This is a genomic window from Microvirga sesbaniae, from assembly GCF_025460805.1.
Taxonomy (GTDB): domain Bacteria; phylum Pseudomonadota; class Alphaproteobacteria; order Rhizobiales; family Beijerinckiaceae; genus Microvirga; species Microvirga sesbaniae.
Window position 1 is genome coordinate 227,029 of sequence record NZ_JAMXFJ010000004.1, and the last position, 25,447, is coordinate 252,475.

The window sequence follows — 25,447 nt, forward strand, 5'->3', positions numbered from 1 at the left end:
TCCGGCCGGCTGTCGAAAACGGCCTGCCTTAGCCAATGCAGATGAGTTGGCTGTGGACCCGATTCCTAACCGAGACCGAGCTCCTTGAGGATTGCCGTGATACGGGCCTGCTCTTCCTTGATGAAGGCGCCGAAGGGTGCGGAGGGCATGTAAAGATCAACCCATTCCCGTTCCTGAAGCAGCTTCTTCCAGGACGGGCTCTGCACCAGCTTGGCAACGGCTGCTTCAAGCGCTTGCTTGTCCTCGGCACTGACATGGGGGGAAGCCATCAGACCGCGCCAGTTGACCAGCGTCGCGTCAACGCCCTGCTCCCGGAAGGTCGGGATGTCGATGCCGGGCAGACGTTCCGGCGACGAGATGCCGATCGGCCTGAGCTTGCCGGCCTTGAACTGACCAGCGACCTCGTTGAGGCCACCGGTTGCAACGGTGATCTTGCCGTTCATCACCAGCGGCAGCATCTCGCCACCGGTCCCGACCGGAATATAGTTCATCTTCTTGACGTCACCACCGGAGGCTTTCACGACCAGGCCGCACAGGACGTGGTCGGGAGAGCCATGCGCGAAGCCGCCCCAGGTGACCGAGCCCGGGTCCTGCTTGAACTTGTTGACCAGGTCCGTGACGCTCTTGATGGGCGATTCAGCAGCAACGAACAGTGGCTGATACTCGCCCTGAAGGCGGGCGATAGGAGTAACCTGCTCCAAGGTGACCGGGGACTTGTTGATCACCGGTGCGCCCACGAGACCGAAGCCCGCGACCATCAGCGATGGGTCCCGCTCCTTGGAGTTGATGACCTGGGCCAGACCGATCGTGCCGCCAGCGCCCGGCACGTTCTGGACTTGGACGCTCGTGGCGAGCTTTTCGCTCATCAGGACTTCCTGTACCGCGCGGGCGAGCTGATCGTATCCTCCTCCCGGGCCCGCGGGAGCGACGATCTTGACGCTCGTGAGCTGCTGCGCCCATGCCGGCAAGGCAGGCAGAAGGCTGGCCGAGGCGGCGGCCAAGAGGGCTTTGTTGAAACTGCGACGATCCAAGGACATTTCCTGTCTCCCCTATGAACTCTCTCCGCCATGGAGGAGCTAAAATCGTGTTGCGTTGCAGGTGCATGCTGTTGGGAACGGCTCGAACCGCGCGGCTTTCGGACCCGGGTAACGGATCTGGTGCGCACGGGCAGGTGCCGCGACGCCCGTCCGAGCATCGGTCGGGTCGCATGCGAGTGCCGGGAGGAGGCGCATCCTCATCGTTTCGTCCCGTTACAATATTGTTCTTACGTTCGGTGTGGCCCGAGCTTCTTGGGTACCGTAGGGTCGGAACCTGTCATTCACCTGTCATCCGAGGTGACGGAAGGCATGCGCATCTTTCTGGTTGAGGATACCCGCGACGTCGGGGAGGCGATTGTCGAGCACTTCGCCCGGATCGGTCACGTGGTGGATTGGGAAACCGACGGGGAAGCAGCCGCAGTCACGCTCGACGATACAATATACGATCTGATCATCCTGGACGTGATGCTGCCGGGCCAGAGCGGATTCTCGATCCTGCACCGCCTTCGAGCGACGGGAAGTACAGCCCCGGTCCTGATGCTCACTGCCCGGTCCGAGGTCGAGGACCGCGTCAGCGCTCTCGACATCGGTGCCGACGACTACCTGGTGAAGCCTTTCGACTTTCGTGAACTGGAAGCCAGGGCCCGAGCGCTGCTGCGCCGCCGGCATGGCGAAGCCACGGACCTGCTGGAATGCGGTGACATCTGCATCGACAGGTCGGCCCGCGCCGTGCGGGTCGGCCAGCGCGAGGTGCATCTGACCCGCCGTGAGGTGACCCTGCTCGAGATCCTGGCCTCCCGTCCCGGCCGGGTCTTCAGCAAGGAGGATCTGCTGGACCAGGTCTTCGGCTTCGACGAGGAAGCCCCGTCCTTCAATGCCGTCGAGCTGTACATCGGCCGCCTGCGCAAGAAGCTCCATGGCGCACGCGCCGAGATCGTGACGGTCCGGGGCTTCGGCTATCAGATGGTTCCTCATGGCCCGTCGTGAACCGTCCCTGTTCACCCGCCTGATCGTCCTCATCTCGCTGGTGTTGATGGCGGGGGCCGCCGCCCTGACAACGGCAGCCTGGTACTACGCCCGTGCGGCCGCAAACGACGCCTATGACCGTTTGTTGGTGGGGGCCGCCTACCAGATGGCGGAAGCACTCACCGTACAGGGCGGAACGCTGACCGTCGAACTGCCGGTATCGGCCTTCGAGTTGCTGGCGAATTCGGAGCGTGACCGGATCTTCTACAAGATCGTCGATCCTGACGGCGGTACGTTGACCGGCTACCCCGATCTTGCGACGCCGGAGAGCGATGCCCCCGCGATGGCCGTTCCCGAAGCCCAGGACGGACGGTTCAAGGGGGTTGATGTCCGCGTGACGAAGGTCGGCCGCTTCTTCTCCGACCCTTCCGTTCAGGGACGGGTTGATGTGGTCGTGGCCCAGACCACAGAGGCGCGAACGGCTTTGGCCCGGGAGCTGACCTTGCGTGCGGTCGCGCTCATCATCGTCATGAGCGTCCTGGCCCTCGGCGGTGCGGTCTTTGCGATCCGGTACGCTCTCAGACCCATCGGGCGCGTGGGAGCAGCGCTTCGGGACCGGGATCCCCATGACGTAACGCTGATCACCGTCAGCACGCCCCGTGAGCTGCGCCCATTCGTGTCCGCCACGAACGAATTCATCACGCGGCTGAAGGACCGGATGGATCTCATGCAGCAGTTCATCGCCGACGCCGCGCACCAGATCCGCACTCCCCTGACGGCCCTGAAGGCGCAGCTTCAGCTTCTGTCGCGCCACCCGATGGAGCCTCAGGGATTGCAACACCTCACACGTGTGCAGGAGCGTGTCGACCAGTTGTCCCGGCTTGCAGGCCAGTTGCTCAGCCATGCCATGGTCAACCATCGTGCGGGAGCCGTACCGTTGGAGACGGTCGATGTGGTCGAGGTCGTCCGGCGTGCCATCCGGGAGGCAGTGCCGGAAACGCTCGACCGCGACGTCCTGACCTCCCTGGAATTGCCTCCGGTTCCGGTGACGATTGAAGGAGATGCCATCAGTCTCAAGGAAGCCGTGAAGAACGTGGTCGACAATTCGGTTCGCCACGGCGCCCCGACGCAGCTCACGCTTCGCGTGCGCCAGGAATCCCAGACCGTGAACATCGAGGTGGAGGATGATGGCCCCGGCATCCCACCGGAGCTGTGGCCGCAGGTGACAAAGAGGTTCGGCGCGCCTTCGCCGGGGGGAACCGGGCTCGGGCTGTCGATTGCCGCGGACGTGCTGGCTGCACATGGCGGATGCCTGACGTTCCGCCATGCCGACAGGAACGGCTTTACCGTCATCATGAGCCTGCCGAGCAGGACTGGACCCAAGTCATGAACCGCCAGAAGAGATGGCCGCGTCGACCTATCCTATTGATCCTTTGTCTGTTCTGGACGGCGGTCCAACCTCTGGCCGGCCTTGCTCAAGGTATTCCCACCCCGACATTCCCGGCCTTGCAAGGCGAGCAGGAGGTCTTGTCGATCCACGCGGCGACCGACCGTCCGGCCATGGAGCCGCTGATCCGCGACTTCCAGATCCTGAACCCCAACACCCGGATCGAGTTCGTGGAATACGTCACGAACGATCTCTTCGCCGCAGCGTTCAAGGCCTGTCAGGACGGCCGGGCCTTGGGCGACGTGCTGCTGTCCTCGGGCGTCGACCAACTGGTGAAGCTCGCCAACGACGGCTGCGCAGGCAGCGTCCGTTCGCCGGAAACCCAGACGATCCCGCGCTGGGCCAATTGGCGCGACGAGGTGTTCGGCTTTACCTTCGAGCCGGTGGTGTTCGTCTACAATCGGGACAGGGTCCCGGCCGAGGATGTCCCGAAAACACATCTCGAGATCGCCGACCTTCTGCGGTTGAAGCCCGAGACTTACCAGGGCCGGGTCGGGACCTATGACATTCGTCAGTCGGGAATCGGCTATCTGCTGGCCTTCAACGACTCGCAGCAGACGACCACCACCTATGGCCGGCTTCTCGAAAGCCTGGGACGCGCCCACACGGTCGTACGCTGCTGCACGGGCGAAATCCTCGATGAGATCGAGGCAGGCCGCATTCTCATCGGCTACAACATGCTGGCGTCCTATGCCTACGCCCGTGTCCGTGCCGGCGCCAGGCTCGGACTGGTCATGCCCTCAGATTATACCCTTGTGCTCAGCCGGGGAGCCATGATCCCTGCTGGCGCAGGCAAGGCCGCCGCGGGGACCCGTTTCATCAATTACCTCCTGTCAGGGCGGGGCCAGACACTGGCACAACAAGAGGCCTTCTTCTTTGGGTTTGCGGGAGAGGCTCCTGCCGGGGTCGAGGGCGCAGCATCGATCGTGCGCGCAGGCATCGCCCGTCCGATCGCGATCGGCCCGGCGCTGCTCGCGGTTCAGGACGACGAAAGGCGCAGACGGTTCATTGCCGACTGGAGCCGCTCGCTTATCGATATGACGGCACGGTGAGCCGCCGTCCTCCTGGAACATGTGGTCGGACCTTGCGACGTGAGCGGTCAGGCCTTCGCGTGTTGCCCATCGACCTTGCGCGTGCCGCCATGCAGTCGCCGGTTTCCCCAGCTCCGCAGAGCCCGTTGTGCGATGCGAGTGATCTTCCATGCCCCTTCGGCCTTGCCGAATTGGAACTCGTAGGCTCCGCATGAATGGTAGAAGTCCTCACCCTCCTCCTTGAACTCGCGGTCGAACCTCAGGATCAGGTAATTGCAGCGTCCCCGCACGCCCTCCGGCTCGCGCGACAGCAGCAGGTTGGAGAAGCTGTGATGCTTGGCAAGGGTGTCAACCGCATCGCGTCGGCGCTGCACAAACTCGGCGCCACTCATGGTGCCGGGCGGCTCGCGGCCCGAGGAGGCGTAGTCGATGAACACCTCGTGCGCCAAGCAGGTCTCCATGGCCGCCCAATCGCGCTCATCGAAGGCGAGGAAGAATCGGCAGAGGACATCGTTGATAGCGATGTGGTCGAGTGGATCCAAGGCTTGCATGACAATCGTCCTCTGTGGGGAACGGGAGCGGCAGATATGGGCATGATGGGTGCAGGCGGTGCGTGCCAGTGCCATGAAAAGCCGTTCCGGGGAAGAAGTGCCTCGGACTCCGCAATGGGTCAAGCTCGGTAGGGCGGCGGACCTGAATGAAGGTCCACTCCTCCCAGCGGTGCGGAAGTGCCGCCAAGATCAGCCCCGTGCCAGGAGCGGCTCTTCCCGGGTTCCTCTTTATGTCCCGGAAAGACGCTCTTGGCGCATTCTCGCTTCTAAAGCAGCGCTTCGCCCCGGAACACCGGGATGCAACTGCCGCCGACCCGCGAGTGACAGCCATCCTCGGCGCGCCACGACGTCACCCTGAGCAAGCTCGGCCGTCCCATCTCGACGCCCTGTGTCATGGTGAAGGCGGCCGTGTCGCCGCCATCGAGCGAGAGCAGCAGAGCGCCGAGCGTGGCGCTGGCGCTGCCCGTCGCCGGGTCCTCCCAGGTACCGGCGAGCGGCGCGAACATCCGTGCTCGGATCATGTTGCCATCACGCGCATAGAGGAACAGCGACAAGCGTCCGGCCAGTTCGCCATGCAGCCGCACGAGCTTGCGGAAAGCGGCGAGATCAGGCATCGCTCGGGCAAGAGCTTCCGGCCCGACCTGCGTCAGCACAAATGTGACGCCGACGGAGGCCTGCACCGGCTTGTGGGCTGCTGTAACGATATCCGCGACGGAAAGCCCCGCGCAGGCGGCGATCCCGTCGATCGGCAACTCCAGGCCGAGGGACAGGGCCTGCGGCGCCGCGATCACCGCTCCTGTCACCGCTCCGGCCGCATCGCGCTCCACGGCGATTTCCACGAGGCCAGCCTTCTGCTCGAACCGGAGCACGCCGTCACGGTCGCGGCCATGGCGCGCCAGCACAAAAGCCGTGCCGACATTGGGATGGCCAGCAAAGGGCATCTCGGCCGTGCGATGGAAGATGCGCACACGGGCATCCTGTGCCGGATCGTCGGCTGGCAGGACGAACGTGGTCTCGCTGTAGTTCATCTCCGCCGCGAGCGCCTGCATCTGTGCGTCGGACAGCCCCTGCGCATCGGTGAAGACAGCCAGCGGATTTCCGCCAAAGGGACGGTCGGTGAAGACGTCGACAGTCTCGTATGGAAAGCGAGGCATGGCAGGCTCCGAAAGCCAATTGGGCTCAGGCGTATCTTACCAGCCAAGCCGTCTGAGAACCAATTCAGCGACGCAATGTGACCGATCATCATTGCTGATTGTCGGAGCTGGCCTGATCGGCTTTCTGTCCTTGGCATCGCAACGCCTCGAACCACCGGACGTTCGCCCCATGGGTCTGCTCGAGCGCACCGTCCGAAAAAGTGGACGCGGTTTTTCGCGTCGAACGGTGCGCCAGCCAAGAGAGGAGCATCGGACAATCGGGATCACCGGGACCAGCCCAGTGATGACGTGGAAGGAGGTGTGAGGCGGTGCGAACACCCTCCCCACGTCATGGCCGGCCTTGTGCCGGCCATCCCGATCGGAAGAGCGCGGCGCCTCTCGCATCGGGATCACCGGGACAAGCCCGGTGATGACGGGGTGGTGGCTCGGCCGGGCGACCAAGACAGGGTCCCGAGAGGTGCGCCGTTCAAAGGCTTGAGCATCGGAATCGATCCCGAAAGTGGGTCCACTTTTCACTGGCGTGGCCCTTCGGGTCGCTGACGCGGCCCTCTGGATCACGTCCGATGCTCTAGGTCAAACTGGGGCGTTCAGCATGGCCTGAGATAGGTCAGCTCACCCTATGATTGCGGAATTTCGGCTTGCGTCAGCCCCTTACCCCAGGAGCTGTCGCTCCTTCCCACTCCGTTGTCGGGAGCGAATGCATGGAGCCTGATAACGCAATTGAGTTCCGAGACATGGCTCCGTGACATGACACAACAGGCAGGTCTGGGCTAAGGTGCCCCTCCACAGGGAGCCCTCTGACGTGCCGACCGACCTTGAGGCGGATCTTGCCGCGATCGACCGCATCCAAGCCGTCCCGACCATTCTGGAAGTCGTCTGCCGCACCACCGGCATGGGCTTCGCGGCCGTGGCCCGGGTGAGCGAGGACCGCTGGATCGCCTGTGCCGTGCGCGACGACATCCAGTTCGGCCTCCAGCCCGGCGGGGAACTCAAGCTCGAGACTACGATCTGTCATGAGATCCGGCAGGCGAGGACAGAGGTGGTCATCGACCATGTGGCGGAGGATCCGACCTACTGCCGCCATCACACCCCGGCGATGTACGGCTTCCAGAGCTATATCTCGATGCCGATCGTCCTTGCGGACGGCTCCTTCTTCGGCACCCTGTGCGCCATTGATCCCCGCCCGGCACGGCTGAACAATCCCGAGACCATCGGCATGTTCAGGCTGTTCGCCGAACTGATCGGTTTTCACCTGAGTGCCGGCGAGCGCCTGGCCACGAGCGAGGCGGATCTTCTGGATGAGCGCAAGACCGCCGAGCTGCGGGAGCAGTTCATCGCAGTGCTGGGCCATGACCTGCGCAATCCGCTCGCTTCGATCGACGCCGGAGCGAAGATGCTTCGGAGAGAGCCCCTGAGCCCGAAGGGAAGCACCGTCGTCGGCCTGATTCAGAGCAGCGTCGGGCGCATGGCTGAGCTGATCGACAATGTGCTCGACTTCGCCCACGGCCGCCTGGGAAGCGGGTTGAAGCTGGATCGGGACGCCCACGTGCCGCTGGGAGAGGTGCTGGAACAGGTTGTCGATGAGCTGCGGGCGGCCTGGCCCGAGCGGCGCATCAACACGCAGTTGGCTGTGACCAAGACCGTGAGCTGTGATCGGGCCCGCATGGCGCAATTGCTGTCGAACCTGGTGGCGAACGCCCTGACCCATGGCGCGCGCGAAGAACCGATTCTGGTTCGTGCCGCAACCCTGGACGGCAGCTTTGAGCTGTCGGTCGCCAACCAAGGGGAGCCAATTCCTCCCGCGACCTTGAAGCGCCTGTTTCAGCCCTTCTTCCGCGTTGCGGCGCGCCCGAGCCAGCAGGGGCTGGGGTTGGGCCTCTATATTGCCTGCGAGATTGCCCGCGCTCATGGTGGCTCACTCGATGTGACCTCCGATCAGAACGAGACGCGCTTCACCTTCAAGATGCCGCTCGTCCAAGCGTTCTGAGGAACTCGTCCGGCTAGAGCATCGGCCCCGAAAGTGGAATGCACTTTCGGGATCGATTCCGATGCTCGAGCCTTTGAGCGGCGCACCGCTCGGGCCCCTGTCTTGGTCGCCCGGCCGAGCCACCACCCCGTCATCACCGGGCTTGTCCCGGTGATCCCGATTGTCCGATGCTCCTCTCTTGGCTGGCGCACCGTTCGACGCGAAAAACCGCGTCCACTTTTTCGGACGGTGCGCTCGTGTCCAGAACACCTGTTTTGCAACTCGTGACGCGAGGCACGCACTCAGTCCGCTGACGGCGAGGCCTCTCGGCCGGGTTGGATCAGATAGAGGGTCATGGAATGCGGAGGATGGTGCCACACGTTCCGGACGCAAGGGAAGTCCGACACTTCCTGCCATGAGATTGCCTGACTCGACATGTCAGCTCACGCTAAAGCATCGGACCCAAAAGTGGACTTGCCCTTTTGGGATCCATCCGATGCTTTCTTCTTGAATGAGAGCATCGGTCAGAACGGACCCAGCGGGCCGCGCCAGCGAAAACCGGGGCCACTTTTCCGTCCGATGCTCTAGAACGATCATAACGGTACGGCCGGGGACATGCGGGCACTACTTCTCAGGCAGGCGAACGCCCGACCATGTCTTGGTCGCTGGTTTCATGCCGCAGCCTTGGTTATGGTTCTACTGGTCGGCGCCGAAGCGAGCGCTCAGATGGCCAACACGCCGCCCCGATCCGGCTTCCTCGCGATCAGGCGCCATGCCGTCATGCCGGTGCCGGGCTGGATCCGCTTCTGCCGGCACAGGCCGGACGAGTGCGCGGTCGGTTCTTCGGAACCGGCGACGATCGCCCTCACGCCACAGGGCTGGGAGGCGCTCACTCGCATCAACCGCCAGGTGAATGCCGGCATCCGGCCGATCACCGATCAGGAGCACTGGGGTGTGGCGGATCGCTGGGACCTTGCCGAGGATGGATATGGCGATTGCGAGGATTTCCAACTCGTCAAGCGCAAGCGGCTCGTTGCAGCCGGGCTCCCCCGGCGGGCCCTGCGCATGACGGCTGTGATCGACCGGGACGGTGCACCCCATTCGGTTCTGATGGCTCGCACCGATCAAGGCGACTTCATCCTCGACAACAAGCGTGACGCCGTCCTGCCGTGGCGACAGACCGGCTACGTCTTCCTGCAGCGTGAAGGCGGCACCGGGTCGACCTGGGTTTCCCTTGGCGCAGCCCCCGCGTTACCTGTCAGAACCGCTGGCCGCTGACGCCGCAAACTCTCCCACGCTGCTCGGCGGCAGCCGCCGCCGGGCGCATCGGAGGAACAGGCCGCAGTGTCAGTATCCCGCCACGACCGACCCGCGGGCTCGTCCTCCTGCCGTGCGGCAGGAACATCCCGTCCCAACGGGAGCCGAGTTAGTCAGGGCACAGGTCCGAACTGTCGTCGCACAATAGCCCCCGACGGCTGACGAGACGGGCGTCTGGTTCGTGGAGTACGGGGAATTGGAGTAAGGATAATTGTAGTACGGGTACGTGGCCGCCGCTCCGATCACCGCGCCTGTCGCCAACCCCCAGCCCCAACCGCCGTAGTAATTCCCGTAGTATGGATAATTGCCACCGTAGTAGGGGTACCGCCCGCGGTAGTAGGGATATCGCCCACCGTAGTTCGGATAGCGTCCGCGCCAATCTCCCCGGTTGCCGAAGCGGTTGTCGAAGCGCCCCGGATTGTTGATTGCCGCCTGGCGGAAATCGCCGCGCCCGGGCCGGGCTGCGACCGCAGAGCCGCGGAAGCTCCTGCCCATTCCAACCCGAGAACCGCCCATGCCGCCGCGCGGAATGTACATTCTGGAGCTGCCGCCAAAGCCACCGCCGCGAAAGCTGCCACCCCCCCGAAAGCCACCGCCGCCGCCGAACCCTCCTCCCCCGATGCGGGCGCCGCCGCCGCGGCCGCCACGCTGCGCATCGGCCACATCCGGGATCAGGAGAGTGCTTGCCGCGAGAACACCCAGAGCCAGGAAAAGCTTGTTCATCGACATCCTCCCGTGCGGGAATGGGATCTAGATCAACTCGACACAAAGTAGATGGTTGCGGAGAGAGTTCCTCTGGTCCGCGCCGGCATCATGTCGGAGAGGGTTTGATGCTATACGCAAGGGTGCCCCGGCGGCCGAACGTCCCTCCCGGGATGGGCCGGGCGGATCGAAGAGGAGCCTGAGATCAAGGATCATTTGTTGCAGAGTTTCCAGACGAACTCAGCTATAGTCTCCTGCCGAGGATGACCCATCTCCGGGAGGCCCTCATGATGACGATGCCTGCAATCATGGCGGACGAGCTCGGAAGGCGCATCGCGAGCGATTTCCGCCGCCTGTTCGGGTCGGCCCATCAGGACAAGGCCGAGCGGCTTGACAGTGCGGCCCGGATGGCCCTGGAATGCATCGGCAAGAGCGATGCCCTCTATCACAACGTCGAACACACCTTCCTCGTCACTCTCGTCGGGAGGGACATCCTCCACGGCCGCATGCTGACCGAACGCCTGGAGCCGGACGACTACTCGCATCTCATCGTCGCCTGCCTGCTGCACGACATCGGCTATGTCCGGGGCATTCTGAAGGGTGATGGCAACGATCGGTTTGTGATCGACGCGAGCGGGACGACGGTGACCCTCCCGCGCGGGGCATCGGATGCGGCACTTGCCCCGTATCATGTCGAGCGCTCCAAGCTTTTCGTCCTGGATCGTCTGACGGGCTCGCCCCTGCTCGACTCCGAAAGAGTGGCCCGGGCCATCGAACTCACACGCTTCCCGACACCGGATGCAACCGCTGACAGGCAGGAAGACCGGGAGGGGCGGCTCGTCCAAGCCGCAGATCTGATCGGACAGCTTGGCGATCCCCTCTACCTGAAGAAAGCCAATGCCCTGTTCCATGAATTCGAGGAAATCGGGGTCAATTGCCAACTCGGCTATGCCTCGCCGGCCGACCTGGTGGAGCGCTTTCCTGATTTCTACTGGAACAGCGTCTCACCGCACCTGAACCATGCCATCACTTACCTCAATGTGACGGCGGAAGGCCGGCAGTGGATCGCCAATCTGCACAGCCACGTGTTCTGCGCCCAGCACGCCTTCGCGCTCATGGGTCCGCAGCGTTGAGATCACGCTTCCAGGCTGAGGTTCAAAGCGGCCCTCCGACATGATGGCCACACCGTTACTCGATTTCCGGCCGCTACCCTGTCAAACTTTCTTGGAACGGAAGGGTCGTGCTGTCTCAAAATGCCAAATCGCCGTCACGTCTGGTCAAGCGACGCTCGGCATTGTCTGTATGCTGGCTGCGATCGGTGTCCGCAACGAAGCGGGAATTGTTCATTCTCCAATTCCCGTGCGTCCAACTCTGCGGACCTGTGGGTCCATCACTCCGGGAACGCGGTGCGTGACATGAAGCGTCAGGAATCTCTGAAGCACGAGAGAGCCGATATCGGGGCGGCGATGACCGCCGGCATTCGAGAGAGGATGAAGCGGAAGGATTTCGAGAGCGAACTGAGAAAGCTGCAGGTCGAACTCGTGCGTCTGCAGACCTGGGTCAAGGCGACGGGTGCCAGGATCATCGTGATCTTCGAGGGCCGAGACACCGCCGGCAAGGGCGGCGTGATCAGCCGGATCACGCAACGGGTGAGCCCGCGGGTGTTTCGGCACATCGCCCTGCCGGCGCCGACCGAGCGCGAGAAGAGCCAGCTCTACATCCAGCGCTATGTGGCGCACTTCCCCGCCGCCGGCGAGATCGTGCTCTTCGATCGCTCTTGGTACAATCGAGCCGGAGTCGAGCGCGTCATGGGCTTCTGCACCGATGACGAGTATGAGCGCTTCATGCGCCTCGTGCCATCATTCGAGCAGGAGATCGTCGATAACGGCATTATCCTGCTCAAGTACTTTCTCGACGTCAGCCAGGACGAGCAGCGCCGCCGCTTCGCCGACCGGATCGACGATCCGATGAAGCACTGGAAGCTCAGCCCGATGGACACCGAATCGGTGCGCCGCTGGTGGGATTACACGCTGGCCTATCAGGCCATGCTGCGCGCCACGGCCACTCCTGCCAATCCTTGGTTCATTGTCCCGTCCGACGACAAGCGCCGCGCCCGGCTCAACCTGATCAGCCATCTGCTGGGACAAATCCCGTACAAGAAGGTCAAGGTCGAACTGCCGAAGGTGCCCAAGGCGGAACCGAGGCCAAAAGGGATCGAGGACCGGCTGCCGACATCCCACATCGTCCCGGCCCGGTATTGAGCGCCATGACGGCATAGCCCGGAGCGTGGTCATGGCCGGCACGCACCCTGTCGATCCGCTTCCGCCCTATCGGATGGAGGCTGCGACTGCGCCGCCTGCACGCGGGACCGAAGCAACGGCTGGTCAGGAGTCCCGCAGCCCAGGCCATCAGGAAGGTTCGTCGGTCGCTCGCGGGATCGGCCATGAGGCCGGATGGCTGCGCTGGCTGCCCGGGCTCAGCACCCTCCTCCGGTACGAAATCGCATGGTTGGGCCATGATGTCGTGGCCGGGCTGGTGCTCGCGACGATGCTTGTCCCCGTCGGGATCGCCTATGCCGTGGCTTCCGGACTGCCGGGCATCTGCGGCCTCTACGCCACCATTGTGCCCCTGTTGGTCTATGCCGTGTTCGGGCCAAGCCGCATCTTCGTCCTCGGCCCGGACTCGGCCCTCGCGGCGGTCATCCTGGGCGTCGTGTTGCCGCTGTCCGGCGGAGATCCGCAGCGTGCCGTCGCCCTGGGCGGGATGATGGCCCTCGTGTCGGGGATGATCCTGGTCCTGGCCGGACTGGGACGCCTGGGCTTCGTGACGGAGCTTCTGTCGAAGCCGATCCGCTACGGCTACATGAATGGCATCGCCTTGACGGTCCTGATCAGTCAGCTCCCCAAGCTCCTCGGCGTCTCGGTCGAGAGCACGGGACCATTGCGCGAACTATGGACCATCGGCGGAGCAATCCTGTCCGGCAGGATGAACGGGGCAGCCCTGGCGATCGGCCTGGGAACGCTGGCGACCATCCTGCTGCTGCGGGGAAGCCGACGCGTGCCCGGGATCCTGGTCGCCGTCGTCGGTGCTGCCGCCCTCGTGGGCATGTTCGACCTCGCGGAGCGCCACAACGTGTCGATCCTCGGCTCGTTGCCTGAGGGTTTGCCACGCTTCACTGTCCCCTGGATCGGGATCGGAGACATCGTTCCTGTGCTCATCGGAGGATGCGCCGTCGCCATGGTGTCGTTCGCCGACACCAGCGTGCTCTCCCGGGCGTACGCCGCAAGGACGCGCACCCTGGTCGATCCCAACCAGGAGATGGTGGGGCTCGGGGCCGCCAATCTCGCCACCGGGTTCTTCCAGGGCTTTCCGATCAGCAGCAGCAGCTCGCGCACGCCTGTGGCTGAAGCCGCCGGGGCCCGCACCCAGCTGACCGGCATCGTCGGCGCGCTTGCCATCTGCCTGCTGCTGCTGGTGGCGCCCGATCTTCTGCGCAACCTCCCGACATCCGCCCTGGCTGCCGTCGTCATCGCGTCGGCCATCGGGCTGTTCGAGGTGGCCGATCTCAGGCGGATCTACCGCATCCAGCGTTGGGAGTTCTGGCTGTCGATCGCCTGCTTCGCGGGCGTCGCGGCGTTCGGCGCCATTCCGGGGATTGGTCTCGCGATCGTGATCGCCATCATCGAGTTCCTCTGGGACGGGTGGCGCCCCTATTCCGCCGTGCTGGGACGTCCGACCGGCGTTGAGGGCTATCATGACGTCACGCGCTATCCGGAGGCCCGCCGGATCCCGGGCCTCGTCCTGTTCCGCTGGGATGCGCCCCTGTTCTTCGCCAATGCGGAGCTGTTCCGCGAGCGCGTTCTCGCCGCCGTGACAGAATCGCCAACCCCGGTGCGCTGCGTGGTGGTCGCGGCAGCTCCGGTCACGAGCGTCGACGTGACGGCGGCCGATGCCTTGACCGAACTCGATGAGGCTTTGCTGGCGCAGGGTATCGAGCTCCGGTTCGCGGAACTGAAGGACCCCGTCAAGGACAAGCTGCGGCGGTTCGGGTTGTTCGACCGGTTCGGCGAGGCGCGGTTCTCGCCCACGATCGACGCGGCCGTGTCGCGATATCAGGAAGCGACCTGACGTGTCCTGAGACTGCCTAAAGCATCGGATGGATCCCAAAAGTGGACTTACACTTTTGGGATCCATCCGATGCTTTCTTCTTGAATGAGAGCATCGGTCAGAACGGAAAACCGGGTCCACTTTTCCGTCCGATGCTCTAGAGCATCGGACGTGACCCAGAGGGCCGCGTCAGCGAGGGTGCATCGTTGAGTGCGGACCCGGAGGGCCACGAGCGTGGCCCGCTTTCGTCCGCAGAATGCGCTCGGCGGTGGTCCGATCGAGGTCACCGGGACGAGCCCGGCGATGATACCCTCCCCACGTCATGGCCGGCCAGTCATGACCCACCTCTCGCCGGCCATCTCGATCGGAAGGGCTCGGCGTTCCAGACAAGCGGGATCACCGGGACAAGCCCGGTGATGACGTGGAGAAGGTGGTCAGGGCCGGTGACAACACCCTCCCACGTCATGGCCGGCCTTGTGCCGGCCATCCCGATTGTCTGAAGCGCGGCGCCTCTCGTATCGGGATCACCGGGACGAGCCCGGTGATGACGTGGAGAAGGTGGCACCCTCCCGCCGCCGTCGAAACCTCCCGTGTCATGGCCGACCGTTCATCACCCGCCTCGTGCCGGCCATCCCGATCGTCCGATGCTCCCATCCGGCGCATCGCTCGGGACGGCCCCAGGGCCGCACGATGCGCCAGCGAGCGACGTCACTGGCGAAACCGCTTGGTCAGCCGGTGCATCCGACGGCCGAAGGCCGCAGAGAACGGGAGGCTGAAGATCAGTTCGTCCGCCGCGTTCGCGACCTCGATCGTGTAATCGCATGGATGCCGGCCGCGCATCGCGAAGACGCCCCTGATGTCGCGAGCGGCGCAGACCGCCTCACGATAGGCGGTCTGCGCGTCGGGAAAATCGAGCCCGAGCTCGTCGCGGCTCAGTCCCTCGCGTGCGCCCCTGACGTGGAAGAAGAAGCGAGGCATGGCACTCATCCGGTTCTCGCAGCATGGGGAAGCATCCGATCATGATCTGCCCTTGGACCACGTGCTTGTCCGGTTGGGACAACCGCTTGTCATTTCGTGACCCTGGCCTTCCGGATCCTCGCGTGTCGGAGCGGCTCCAGCAAGCGGCTTGGTTCAAGGCTCGGGGGCTGTCCAAAGGCCACGAGTGGGACGCCGTTTTGATGATCTGTCCGGCTTTGCTCCTGTCTCAAACTGCTAACGGGGAGTCCCAAGCCGTCAAGCAGATTGCGATCCAGCCCTTAGGCTGACGGACGTGAGCATCATCAGGAGACCAAGATGCAGAAGGGAATCATCCGCCTCGCCGCGGCCTTGTTCATTGGTGTCGCGCCCGCAGCCTATGCTCAGCAAGCCTCCTCAGGGCCAGCCGGCATGCCGGATAACGGACGGCTGAGCCAAGCCGATTTCAAGATGCTGACCGATATTCGGGTGAGCGTGATCAAGGCCGCGCTGCAACTCACCCCGGAGCAGGAGAAACTCTGGCCCGCCGTGGAGGAGGCCATCCGCGCCAGGGCCGAGACACGCTATCGCCGGCTGGCCGCCCTGGGGGAGCGCCTGGACCAGCCACGAGACATCGATCCGGTGCAACTCTATCGCCAGCGTGCCGATGTCCTGACGGACCGTGCGGCGGGCCTGAGGAAGCTCGCCGATGCCTGGCAGCCGCTCTACCAGAGCCTCACGCCGGACCAGAAGTCGCGGCTGCGCCTTGTGACGGTCCACGCCCTTGAAGGACTCCGGACCGCCATGGACAACCGCCGCATGGAGGCGGACGACGAAGAGGAGATCGATCTCTGGGTTTTCCCTCACTAGAGCCTCGGACGTGAAAAGTGGACCCAGGTTTGGGTCCGATGCTCTAGGCCACCTCGGGAAGGCACGTCCGCACCCGTCGATCTCACCCCTTAGGGAGGCGTGAAGGTTTGAGAGGATCGGTCCGCTACCCGGGCCGGCCATCGCTTCGCCAGGCGGTCGGCGTCTGGCCCGACCAGCGGCGGAAGGCACGGGTGAAGGCGCTGGCCTCTGAATAACCGAGCGCCGCCGCAATCTCGCCAAGTGGCACATCGGTGTTCACCAACAACTGTCGGGCAATCTCGAAGCGGATCTCGTTGGCAATGGTCCGGTATCCCGATCCGCTGTCCCTCAGGCGCCGGCTCAAGGTGCGCCGGTGCATCGCCAACAGATCGGCCATGTCGCTGGCGGAGCAGCGCCGTTTCATGATCCGCGTGCGCAGCAAGCGACGGATGTCATCCGGGAACTCGGATGTCGCATTGCCTCGCAGACGCCTGATCTGCTCCTCCAGCATGGCGCGGAGCAGAGGATCGGCCCCCGCTACCTTGCGCTTCAGGTCCGTGGTCGGAAACACCAGGGTGGCGCCCTCCTGATTGAACCGGACGGGCGCCCGGAAATGGCGCCGGTAGGATCCGATATCGGCGGGAGCCGTGCGCGGCATAAGCACTTCCGTCGGGCGCCAGTCAGCGCCGCACAGGGTGCGCATCGCATTGACCGATACCGCCAGGGCGGCCTCGGTGATGTGTTCTGCGCTCGCACCGTCGGGCTGGTACGCCGCATAGGTGAGCATGGCCACGTCATCGGCCATGGTCAGCGAGGCGACCACCACCCTGTCCTGGACGCTCAGATTGGACACGAGCGAATTCAGGGCCGCCCCCACGGTCTCCGAATGCTGCATCAGTCGTCCGATCAGGTCCAGGGACAGGATCGTGGCCCGCTGGCCCACGAGCAGCCCGAAATGCGGGCAGCGGGTTCGCGCCACGCACAGGGTGTAGAGCCGGGCCAGCGCCGTGAACGCGACGACGCTCGTACCGTCCTGGAAAAGCCGAGGGTCGAGCCCGGCCTCGTGGATCAGCGGATCGGGATCAATCCCGAAATCGCACAGGGTGGGGGCAATTTCCTTGCTGACTCCCAGATGGATGGACCCGGGCGCAAGCGTGCGCCGGGACATCGCATGAGCCGTCGCGGGAATCTGGATCGGCTGTCCCGGATCACGACCACCATCGTGCGAGGTTCGTCCGCCGTCATCCATCGTCATGCCCTCGTCAGGTTTCGAGCACCGGTCTCAGGACCCTGCGGCGGACGTCGTCGGCTGGCGCGTCCCGCATCCGGATCGGACAAGGAATGATCCCTGGCCGGGTCGGCGGCCCGCTTCAGGCTCATGCCGTGTCCATGATCGCGTAAAGAAAGATCCGCAGGCTCCACGCGGGACTCCTCATCGAGGGCAGACGTCCCAGAAGCCTTGGGTGCGTTGAGAGTTGGTGTAGTACCAGCAATAGCCGGCGGCAGGCGCCGGTGACGTGGCATAGGCCGTTGCAGCCGCAGCCGTCACGAAGCCGAGGGCCGCGCCCGCGGCCACCGCCGCGCCGGGTCGCCACCAATAGGACGGCGGCCTGTACCACCCCCCGGCCGGCACCGGCGGCCGATAACCGGGACGAGCCGCGACGTTGCCCGCCGGGCCCCGCGCCACGGCGCCGCCATACGCACCGCGGGCCGCCACTCCCCCCTGGGGCCCACGGGCCACCGCTCCACGCGGGCCGCGCGCCACGGCTCCGCCCCGCGGACCGCGGGCCGCCGCCCGCGCGTATTCCAAATCTCGTTTCTGAACGATGTCGAGCAGCCTGGACGGCAGCTCGGCCCGTGAGCCGAGCGACCACGGAGCCGTTGCCCCGGCGGGCGCCGATGCGAAAGCCGGAAGGCTGATGAGGAGAGCCAGTCCGATCGATCCAAGAGTGAGTTGTCCTGAGCACCTGCTGTGCATGCGCCACTCCCGTGAATGCCCGACGAGGAGCAAGGAGCGGTCCCGTCGCAAGCGGCACAAGGGTCCGCGGAGGATGTCATCCGTGCTCGGTCTGGGACCAGCATCCTATCGACGCGCTTTCCGTGCTTGACACTTCCGGACAGGCGCTTTGCAGTTTGGGACACGCGACGCATGCAACCGCGTCGGCGATCGACCCGTCTCCGGCCGATGTGTTTGCCGGAGATGGATCATCTGCAACGCCGGTGCCAGACCCTCGCGCACGAGTCGAAGCCCACGGCCCGATCGCCGTCATCGGATGGGAGGCGCATAGAGCACGCCGCCCATGCTCCAGAGTTGGTTCAGGCCGCGCGGGATGCCGAGCCGCGAGTTCACCCCGAGATTGCGCTCGTAGATTTCGGCGTAGTTGCCCGCCGCCGTGACGGCATGCAGCGCCCATGCATCGTCCAGCCCCAGCATGCGGCCGAAACCTCCTTCCTGGCCGGCGAAACGGCGCACATCCGGCTTCTGCGAGGCTTTCGCCTCGGCGGCATTCAGAGACGAGATGCCGAGCTCCTCCGCATTCACGAGGGCGAAGTTGACCCACTTCACCAGCGTAAACCAGGCGAAGTCGTCGGCTCGCGTCACAGGCCCCAGCGGCTCCTTCGAGACGACATCCGGGAGGATCATGGCGGCGGCGGGCCGGGAGAGTTTCAGGCGCTCGGCATAGAGCGCCGATTGATCCCGCGTCAGAACATTGCACTGGCCGGCCTGAAAGGCCGCGAGAGCCTCCGCGGCGCTCGCAAATGCGCGCTCGTCATAGGTCATCGCGTTCGCGCGAAAGAAGTCGGCCAGGTTGAGTTGGCTCGTCGTGCCGCTCTCCACGCACACCGTGGCGCGGTCGAGTTCCAACGCCGAGGAGACGTTGAGGTCCCGCATCACCATGAAGCCCTGGCCGTCATGATAGGTGATGCCCGCGAAGGCCAGGCCGAGGCCCGCCTCCCGCTCCAGGGTCCAGGTCGAGTTCCGCGACAGCAGGTCGACCCGTCCCGCGCGCAGGGCCTCGAACCGCTCGCTGGCGGACAACGGCACGAAGGCAACCTTCGATCTGTCGTCGAAAATAGCCCCCGCGACCGACCGGCAGAAGTCGACGTCGAAGCCGGACCAGTCACCCTGCTCGTTCCGTTCCGAGAACCCGAACAACCCTTCGCTGACGCCGCATTGCAGGACGCCGCGTTGCTTGACCGTCTCGAGCGTTCCGGCAGTTCCGGAGGCCGCAGAGGCACAGGTGAGAGCGACAGCCATGCCGGCCATGGCGTAGAGTTTGACCGCGTTCAACATGATTTTTGATCTCCGTCGGATGATGCGTTCCGCTCCCGGATCAGCATGTCCGGGAGACTTGGAGGTCACAGGCTGGGTCCCTGGCGGACCACGACCTTGGTGCCGAGCGGCACGCGGGCATAGAGGTCGATCACGTCGCCGTTGGCGAGCCGGAAGCAGCCCGACGAGATGGCATGGCCGATCGTCTCCGGCTGGTTGGTGCCGTGGATGCGGAAGACCGTCGAGCCGAGATAGAGGGCGCGGGCTCCCATCGGATTGCCGGGGCCGCCGGCCATGAAGCGCGGGAGATAGGGCTGACGGGCGATCATCTCCGGCGGCGGGCGCCAGTCGGGCCATTCGGCCTTGCGGCTGACGCGAACCAGACCGGACCACTGGAAACCCTCGCGGCCGACGCCGATGCCATAGCGGAGAGCGCGATTGTTGCCCTGGACCAGATAGGCGAACCGTTCCGACGTATGGATGACGAGGGTCCCGGGCGCCTCGTTCGACCGGAAGAACACGACCTGTCGGGCATAGGGCCCATCGGCGATGACGACCTCTTCCGTGGATATGCGCCCCGGCTCGTCGCCGATCTCCAGCGTCTCCTGGATGACGGGCTTCGGCGGCGCCTGCGCATCCGCTGCATCGGGCAGACAAACCGCCAAGGAAAGCCCGAACACCAGCGCAAGCGCCGTACTCACCTGGACGATTCGGTCATCGCGTGTCCGCATCTTCTCCTCCGGGGATAAGGCCTCGACCCTCAGGCTCCGCACCGCACATACACGAAGGTTCCGTACCGCCGGTTCGCGTCCGGATCGACGAAGCGCATGGTCATGAGGCTGCTCGTGCTCGAGAGGATCTCGCGATCCTGCGGATCGCCCGGCGGGGCCTCGAATCCGAGATAGGTCCGGCCGGCGGCGTCGCCTTTGAGGCGCAGTTCGTAGAGCTTCGGATCGTCCGCGACATGCATCATCACGCCGTCGGTCGGGCCCTTCGCAATGGTGTAGGGCTGGCTACACTGGGCTCTCGCCTCTCGCTCCGTCCGGGGACGGTCCTTGTCGGTGTGGTATGACGCGATGCCCCACCGCCCGATCAGACGTTCGCGGGGAATGGAGGCCGAGGCCTCGACGGCAACAGGGGAAGGAGCCTCGCCCGACGCGACCGTGCAGCCCGCCACCACGAGCGACGCGATCGTCGCGACAGCGAACCCGGGAAGGGCGATCAGACGAGGCCGCGTTGCCGCCGAGAGACAGGCCGGCGACAAAGCCCTCTTCCGATGATCGATCGTCCCTGCATCGTTAGCGCTGAACAGCGGCACGTTCGGCTCCTGTCCTTGTAGCCTGACATGTTATCTCGCGGCCGCGATGTCCGCGGCCGGAGGATCGGGTTCTCCGTCCACGCGCCTCGGCAGGCGCTATGGCATCTCCTTCGTGAGATGCCGGCTTTCCCATGCCACGCCTGATGCCTGTGCCGACCGGAGGGGAAGACCCTATGTGGGCTCGCACCGCTGCGCTTGACACTTCGAGACGTTCGCTTAGCCATTTGGGACAGAAGGCGCAGCGCGACCGTGGCTTCCGGTCGGCCCGAAGTCGGCTCAGGGAGCACTGTCCAGCAGCAGCCATCGTCTGGCAGAAGGCCGCGGGGCGGAAGCAACTGACCGTAGGCGCATGCCGCACAGACCTGCAGGGACGTGTTCCGGGCGTCATGGATCCCGGCCGTGCCCAACACCGCCACTCCGTAAACGACACGATGCGACAGGCGGACCTTTGCTCACGCCCATAGCACCTTCGGCGCGGACCCGGCCCTCTGGGTCCGTCCGATGCGCTAGGGCTTCCTATGTATTGCGATCCAGTTCGGCCTCGATCTCTGCTGCGAGATCCCGAACAAGCTCCCGGTACTCGGCGCAGCGTGCCGTCCTCACCGGAGAGCCTGAGCGCTCCCAGTGCGCCAGGGCCGCCTGCGCGGCGGCGAAATCCTCGCAGATGGACATGAAGCCGTCGTCCTTTCGGGCCAGTTCCTCGATGGCATGTCCACGGTCCGGAAAGCGGGCGATGGTGGCCTGGACGGCGTGATGCATCATGGTGCAACCCCGTTGCCGGGTTCGGGCGGCACGGATGCGCCGCCCCACAGTCCCAGCATCGCCCCATACCCCACGCGCGGGGAGTATGTTACTGTAGGTTACGGAACGTGGCGTCTCGTGCGCCCGCGGATAACGGACCGATTCATGCTCGGCGGAGGCGACGGCACTGTCGGTGCCTCGCCGCAGGCGCAGTCGCCGCCCGCGGCGGAGGACGTGCGCGCCCAGCTCGAAGTCCTCCTGGCCAGCCCTGACCTCGACGCTTCGGCGCGGGTGCGCCGGTTCCTGCGCTATGTCGTCGAGGAGACGCTCGCCGGCCGCGCCCAGCGCATCAAGGCCTATGCCATCGGCACCGAGGTGTTCGAGCGCAACGCGGATTTCGATGCCCAGAGCGATCCCGTCGTGCGCATCGAGGCCGGACGACTGCGCCGGGCGCTGGAGCGCTACTATCTCTCGGTCGGCGCCCTGGACCCGGTGGTCATCACCATCCCGAAAGGGGGCTATGTCCCGCACTTCGCCTCGCGCACGGCGCCGGTTGCGGGCGCGGATCCTGGCCCGGCCTCCCTGGCGCCCGTCCCTCCGGCGGATCCGCCGCCACGGCGCCGGGTCCCTTGGCCCGCGACGGTCGCCTGCCTCGCGTTCCTTGGCGGGCTTCTCCTGTGGGTCCCGTGGCGTGACGGCGCGTCCCGCACGCCACAGGCATCGGCACCTTTTCCGCCCGGCGGGCCTACCCTGGTCGTGCTGCCGCTCGAGGCCCTGGGCGAGCCGGCGGCGAAGTCTTATGCGGATGGCCTGACCGAGGAGGTCCTGAGCCAGTTCGCCCGCTTCAAGGAAATCACGGTTATCGGGCGGGAGACGTCGCGCAGCATCCTGCCGGGAACCGATATGGCCCGCATCCGCCGCGATCTCGGCGTCCGCTACGTGTTCGAGGGCAGTGTCCGGGCGGCGGCGCACCGCTTGCGGATTACAGGCCGGCTCATCGATGCACAGACCAGCGCCGTCCTGTGGTCACAGACCTACGACGAGGACTTGCAGGTCCGTGATCCTTTCACGATCCAGGACGACATCGCCCGCAGGGTCGCAACCGCCGTGGCGCAGCCCTACGGCATCATCCAACGGGCCGACGGGACTCGGACGGGATCCCACCCGCCCGGAGACCTCGAAGCCTATGCGTGCACGCTCAGGTTCTACGATTACCGGGCCGCGCTGACAGAGGAGAGCCATGGGGCGATCCGAACCTGCCTGGAGCGGGCCGTTGCAGCCCATCCCGATTATGCGACCGCCTGGGCGATGCTGTCCGTTCTCTACCTCGACGAGGACCGGTTCGGGTTCAATCCGAGGGTTGGGGCAAGCCCCCCGATCCAGCGCTCGCTCGAAGCCGCCCGACGGGCGATCCGCCTCGATCCGGAGAACGTGCGGGCGCTGCAATCCCTGATGATGGCGCTGTTCTTCGCCCGGCAGCCGGCCGAGGCGCTGGAGGTGGGCGAGCGGGCGGTGGCGCTGAACCCGAACGACACCGAGCTGCTCGGCGCGTTCGGGACCTGTCTCGGCCAGGCGGGTGCCTGGCAGCGCGGCGCCGAGTTGATCGAGCAGGCGCTTGCCCGCAACCCGGGCCATTCCGGCTACTACAGCGGGGTTCTGGCGGTCTATGCCTACATGCAGCGCGACTACGTCCGCGCCGAGGGCCTGATCCGGCAGTCGGCCCTGGAGAAATTCCCGCTCTATCATTTCGTCGCCGCCGTCATCTACGCCCAGCTCGGCAAGGCGCCGGAGACCGCCGAGGCGCGGGATGCGTTCCTGCGCATGCGCCCGACCATCTTCGAGCACTGGGACGACGAGATGGCCAAGCGGAACTACCGGCCGGAGGACGCGGCCCATTTCGCCGAGGGCGCGCGCAAGGCCGGCTTCCCGGTGCCGACGCGGACGGCCGCGGAAACGGCCCTTCAGGCATCGACATCGCCGCACTGACCCTCGCCACCACCACGTAAACTACACGATGCTACAGGCGCGAATCCCCGGCCGTTGCTAGCGTCCAGACAGTGGGGATGGCGATTCCGACGAGTTCACCCACGGGTCCCGCCGGGCGGGGAGCCGCGGGTCAGGATCGTCCGCCATGCCGGGAAAAGTGTCGCGCCGTTCCCAGAACCCAGATGCAACGGAGACTTGTCATGACGATGAAGCTGACCCGCCGACAGGCGACGATCGGGGCCTTGAGCCTGCTCGCCGGCACCACCGTGAGCACCGTCAGCGAGGCCCATCTGGGCGAGCTGCTGGGCCTCGACGAAGGCCTCGAGGACTTCTGGCTGGCCACCGACGCCTACATCTACGGCTATCCGCTGGTCACCATGGAGATGACACGCCGGGTCATCACCAACGTGGCCGCCCCCGAAGGTACCCGGGCCCCGATGGGCCAGGTCATCAAGCTCAGGCACTATCCGGATGCCTCCTTCCGCGACGTGACCGCACCCAACGCCGACACGCTCTATACGACCGCGTTCTTCGACGTCGGCAAGGAGCCCTGGGTGTTGAGCCTTCCGGACATGAAGGACCGCTACTTCCTCATGCCGATGCTGGACGGCTGGACGAACGTGTTCCAGGTTCCCGGCAAGCGCACCACGGGGACCGGCGCCCAGACCTATGCCATCACCGGACCCGGCTGGAGCGGCACGCTGCCGGCGGGCGTCAAGGACTACAAGTCTCCCACCAACATCGTCTGGCTGCTCGGCCGCATCTACTGCACCGGCACGCCGGAGGACTATGCCGAGGTGCATGCGCTTCAGGACCAGGTCAAGCTGGTGCCGCTCAGCGCCTACGGCAAGCCGTATACGCCGCCTGCCGGCAAGGTCGATCCCTCGATCGACATGAAGACCGCCGTGCGCGACCAGGTGAACCGCATGGACGCGGTGGCGTACTTCACCCTTCTGGCGGAACTGATGAAGACCAACCCGCCGTCGGCGGCGGATGCCCCTGCGCTTGCGAAGTTCGCCCGGATCGGGCTCGTACCCGGCCAAGCCTTCGATGCGGGCAAGCTGCGGGCCGACTTCGCCCGGCGCATCCCGGACATCGCCAACGACCGGATCATGATCCAGTTCAAGATCAACAAGGACGTCCACGACATCGACGGCTGGGGCTTCACCACGAAGACCGGAATCTACGGCACCGACTACCTGATGCGGGCCCTCGTCACGGCAATCGGCCTCGGCGCCAACCGCCCGCAGGACGCGGTCTATCCGACCTCGCAGAAGGACGGCGATGGCCAATCCTATGACGGGGCCAACAAGTACGTGATGCGCATTGCCAAGGGTCAGTTGCCCCCGGTCGAAGGCTTCTGGTCGCTGACCATGTATGACGGTGCCTACTTCTTCGTGCCCAACCCGATCAACCGCTACTCGATCAGCGCGCGCCAGGACCTGAAGGCCAATCCGGACGGCTCGGTCGACCTCTACATCCAGAAAGACTCGCCCGGAGCGGACAAGGAGTCGAACTGGCTGCCCGCCCCGGCCGGCAAGTTCATCCTGATGCTGCGCATGTACTGGCCGAACGAGAGCAATCCGTCGATCATCGACGGCACGTGGACGATCCCGCCGGTCAGGAAGGTGAGCGATCGGGCCTAGCGCATCGGACGGAAAAGTGGACCCGGTTTTCCGTCTCTTCCGATGCGCCGGTCAAGAGAGGGAGCCTCGGAGCGGAATTCACGCTTCAAACCCACAGGAGGGACCGATGTCGAGACGCCTGCTCGCAATCTCTGCTCTCGTCCTGACGGCGACGGCAGCCGCAGCCCAGGTCGGGCCGCCCACGTCGCAGCGGACGTGCTCGGCCAACCGCCAACTCGTGCTGAAGGACGGCGCGGTCGTTCTCGACACCAGTCCCTCCACCTACGCCCGCTTCGTCAGGAGCAGCGCGGAATGTCTCGTCGATCAGTTCCCCGAGCCTGCGTGGGTTCCGAGTTCCAACAACCCGCAATGCTTCATCGGCTACCGGTGCAAGGACGGGTCGGACGATTTCTGACTGCCTG

Annotated in this window: 23 protein-coding genes; 12 read left to right on the top strand and 11 right to left on the bottom strand. The window is 65.2% G+C overall.

Annotated elements, in window-relative coordinates; translation table 11 throughout:
- Window positions 1-65: 65 nt before the first annotated feature.
- Window positions 66-1,037 carry a Bug family tripartite tricarboxylate transporter substrate binding protein gene (locus OCW50_RS08530; protein ID WP_262272325.1) on the bottom strand — a complete coding sequence of 324 codons (972 nt, stop codon included), beginning with the start codon at window positions 1,035-1,037 and terminating at the stop codon, window positions 66-68.
- A gap of 309 nt (window positions 1,038-1,346) precedes the next feature.
- Between OCW50_RS08530 and OCW50_RS08535 the strand changes: the two genes are divergently transcribed.
- From OCW50_RS08535 to OCW50_RS08545, 3 genes are all read left to right on the top strand, one after another.
- Complete coding sequence (locus OCW50_RS08535; protein WP_262297169.1) at window positions 1,347-2,024, top strand: response regulator transcription factor; 678 nt, start codon at window positions 1,347-1,349, stop codon at window positions 2,022-2,024.
- Window positions 2,011-3,393 (top strand): sensor histidine kinase, encoded by a 1,383-nt coding sequence (locus tag OCW50_RS08540; protein ID WP_262297170.1) that lies wholly within the window; start codon window positions 2,011-2,013, stop codon window positions 3,391-3,393. The genes OCW50_RS08535 and OCW50_RS08540 overlap by 14 nt, the downstream gene beginning before the upstream one ends.
- 137 nt (window positions 3,394-3,530) lie before the next feature.
- Window positions 3,531-4,502, top strand: coding sequence for an ABC transporter substrate-binding protein (locus OCW50_RS08545; protein WP_262272322.1), 972 nt, complete (start codon window positions 3,531-3,533; stop codon window positions 4,500-4,502).
- Window positions 4,503-4,549: 47 nt separating this feature from the next.
- On the opposite strand, the gene OCW50_RS08550 is transcribed toward OCW50_RS08545, so the two are convergent.
- Window positions 4,550-5,032: a nuclear transport factor 2 family protein gene (locus OCW50_RS08550; RefSeq protein WP_262297171.1), complete on the bottom strand. Its 483-nt coding sequence runs from the start codon at window positions 5,030-5,032 to the stop codon at window positions 4,550-4,552.
- Window positions 5,033-5,298: 266 nt separating this feature from the next.
- Window positions 5,299-6,186: a PhzF family phenazine biosynthesis protein gene (locus OCW50_RS08555; protein ID WP_262272320.1), complete on the bottom strand. Its 888-nt coding sequence runs from the start codon at window positions 6,184-6,186 to the stop codon at window positions 5,299-5,301.
- 802 nt (window positions 6,187-6,988) lie between these two features.
- Between OCW50_RS08555 and OCW50_RS08560 the strand changes: the two genes are divergently transcribed.
- Both OCW50_RS08560 and OCW50_RS08565 read left to right on the top strand, forming a co-directional pair.
- Window positions 6,989-8,173, top strand: coding sequence for a GAF domain-containing sensor histidine kinase (locus OCW50_RS08560; protein WP_262297172.1), 1,185 nt, complete (start codon window positions 6,989-6,991; stop codon window positions 8,171-8,173).
- Between the two features lie 594 nt (window positions 8,174-8,767).
- Window positions 8,768-9,430 carry a transglutaminase-like cysteine peptidase gene (locus tag OCW50_RS08565; protein WP_373371343.1) on the top strand — a complete coding sequence of 221 codons (663 nt, stop codon included), beginning with the start codon at window positions 8,768-8,770 and terminating at the stop codon, window positions 9,428-9,430.
- A 69-nt stretch (window positions 9,431-9,499) separates the two neighbouring features.
- Here the strand turns inward: OCW50_RS08565 and OCW50_RS08570 are convergent, their stop codons facing one another.
- Window positions 9,500-10,192 carry a hypothetical protein gene (locus tag OCW50_RS08570; protein ID WP_262272317.1) on the bottom strand — a complete coding sequence of 231 codons (693 nt, stop codon included), beginning with the start codon at window positions 10,190-10,192 and terminating at the stop codon, window positions 9,500-9,502.
- Window positions 10,193-10,458: 266 nt separating this feature from the next.
- On the opposite strand from OCW50_RS08570, the gene OCW50_RS08575 reads away from it, so the two are divergent.
- The 3 genes from OCW50_RS08575 (at window position 10,459) to OCW50_RS08585 (ending at window position 14,299) form a co-directional block, all read left to right on the top strand.
- Window positions 10,459-11,304, top strand: a complete 846-nt coding sequence (locus tag OCW50_RS08575) for an HD domain-containing protein (protein WP_262272316.1) — start codon at window positions 10,459-10,461, stop codon at window positions 11,302-11,304.
- 333 nt (window positions 11,305-11,637) lie between these two features.
- Entirely contained in the window at window positions 11,638-12,432 is a 795-nt protein-coding gene (gene ppk2, locus OCW50_RS08580; protein WP_262297325.1) for a polyphosphate kinase 2, read from the top strand.
- Window positions 12,433-12,463: 31 nt separating this feature from the next.
- Window positions 12,464-14,299, top strand: a complete 1,836-nt coding sequence (locus OCW50_RS08585) for a SulP family inorganic anion transporter (RefSeq protein ID WP_262297174.1) — start codon at window positions 12,464-12,466, stop codon at window positions 14,297-14,299.
- Window positions 14,300-14,986: 687 nt separating this feature from the next.
- Here OCW50_RS08585 and OCW50_RS08590 read toward each other — a convergent pair.
- Complete coding sequence (locus tag OCW50_RS08590) at window positions 14,987-15,256, bottom strand: DUF6894 family protein (RefSeq protein ID WP_262297175.1); 270 nt, start codon at window positions 15,254-15,256, stop codon at window positions 14,987-14,989.
- Between the two features lie 315 nt (window positions 15,257-15,571).
- On the opposite strand from OCW50_RS08590, the gene OCW50_RS08595 reads away from it, so the two are divergent.
- Window positions 15,572-16,102: a Spy/CpxP family protein refolding chaperone gene (locus tag OCW50_RS08595; RefSeq protein ID WP_262297176.1), complete on the top strand. Its 531-nt coding sequence runs from the start codon at window positions 15,572-15,574 to the stop codon at window positions 16,100-16,102.
- Window positions 16,103-16,226: 124 nt separating this feature from the next.
- Here the strand turns inward: OCW50_RS08595 and OCW50_RS08600 are convergent, their stop codons facing one another.
- The 6 genes from OCW50_RS08600 to OCW50_RS08625 all read right to left on the bottom strand — a co-directional run bounded on the left by OCW50_RS08600 (window position 16,227) and on the right by OCW50_RS08625 (window position 21,435).
- Window positions 16,227-17,336 carry an AraC family transcriptional regulator gene (locus OCW50_RS08600; RefSeq protein WP_262297177.1) on the bottom strand — a complete coding sequence of 370 codons (1,110 nt, stop codon included), beginning with the start codon at window positions 17,334-17,336 and terminating at the stop codon, window positions 16,227-16,229.
- A gap of 177 nt (window positions 17,337-17,513) precedes the next feature.
- Entirely contained in the window at window positions 17,514-18,059 is a 546-nt protein-coding gene (locus OCW50_RS08605) for a hypothetical protein (protein ID WP_262297178.1), read from the bottom strand.
- A 288-nt stretch (window positions 18,060-18,347) separates the two neighbouring features.
- The gene (locus OCW50_RS08610; RefSeq protein ID WP_262297326.1) at window positions 18,348-19,349 is read right to left on the bottom strand and encodes an amino acid ABC transporter substrate-binding protein; all 1,002 of its coding nucleotides are present in this window, start codon (window positions 19,347-19,349) and stop codon (window positions 18,348-18,350) included.
- A gap of 92 nt (window positions 19,350-19,441) precedes the next feature.
- Window positions 19,442-20,086 carry a L,D-transpeptidase gene (locus tag OCW50_RS08615; RefSeq protein WP_262297179.1) on the bottom strand — a complete coding sequence of 215 codons (645 nt, stop codon included), beginning with the start codon at window positions 20,084-20,086 and terminating at the stop codon, window positions 19,442-19,444.
- A 29-nt stretch (window positions 20,087-20,115) separates the two neighbouring features.
- Entirely contained in the window at window positions 20,116-20,673 is a 558-nt protein-coding gene (locus tag OCW50_RS08620; protein ID WP_262297180.1) for a hypothetical protein, read from the bottom strand.
- A 516-nt stretch (window positions 20,674-21,189) separates the two neighbouring features.
- Entirely contained in the window at window positions 21,190-21,435 is a 246-nt protein-coding gene (locus OCW50_RS08625) for a hypothetical protein (protein WP_315974408.1), read from the bottom strand.
- 144 nt (window positions 21,436-21,579) lie between these two features.
- Between OCW50_RS08625 and OCW50_RS08630 the strand changes: the two genes are divergently transcribed.
- The 3 genes from OCW50_RS08630 (at window position 21,580) to OCW50_RS08640 (ending at window position 25,440) form a co-directional block, all read left to right on the top strand.
- Complete coding sequence (locus OCW50_RS08630; RefSeq protein ID WP_262297181.1) at window positions 21,580-23,400, top strand: tetratricopeptide repeat protein; 1,821 nt, start codon at window positions 21,580-21,582, stop codon at window positions 23,398-23,400.
- A gap of 206 nt (window positions 23,401-23,606) precedes the next feature.
- Window positions 23,607-25,046, top strand: coding sequence for a DUF1254 domain-containing protein (locus OCW50_RS08635; protein WP_262297327.1), 1,440 nt, complete (start codon window positions 23,607-23,609; stop codon window positions 25,044-25,046).
- A 106-nt stretch (window positions 25,047-25,152) separates the two neighbouring features.
- The gene (locus OCW50_RS08640) at window positions 25,153-25,440 is read left to right on the top strand and encodes a hypothetical protein (RefSeq protein ID WP_262272307.1); all 288 of its coding nucleotides are present in this window, start codon (window positions 25,153-25,155) and stop codon (window positions 25,438-25,440) included.
- The last annotated feature ends 7 nt before the right edge of the window (window positions 25,441-25,447 follow it).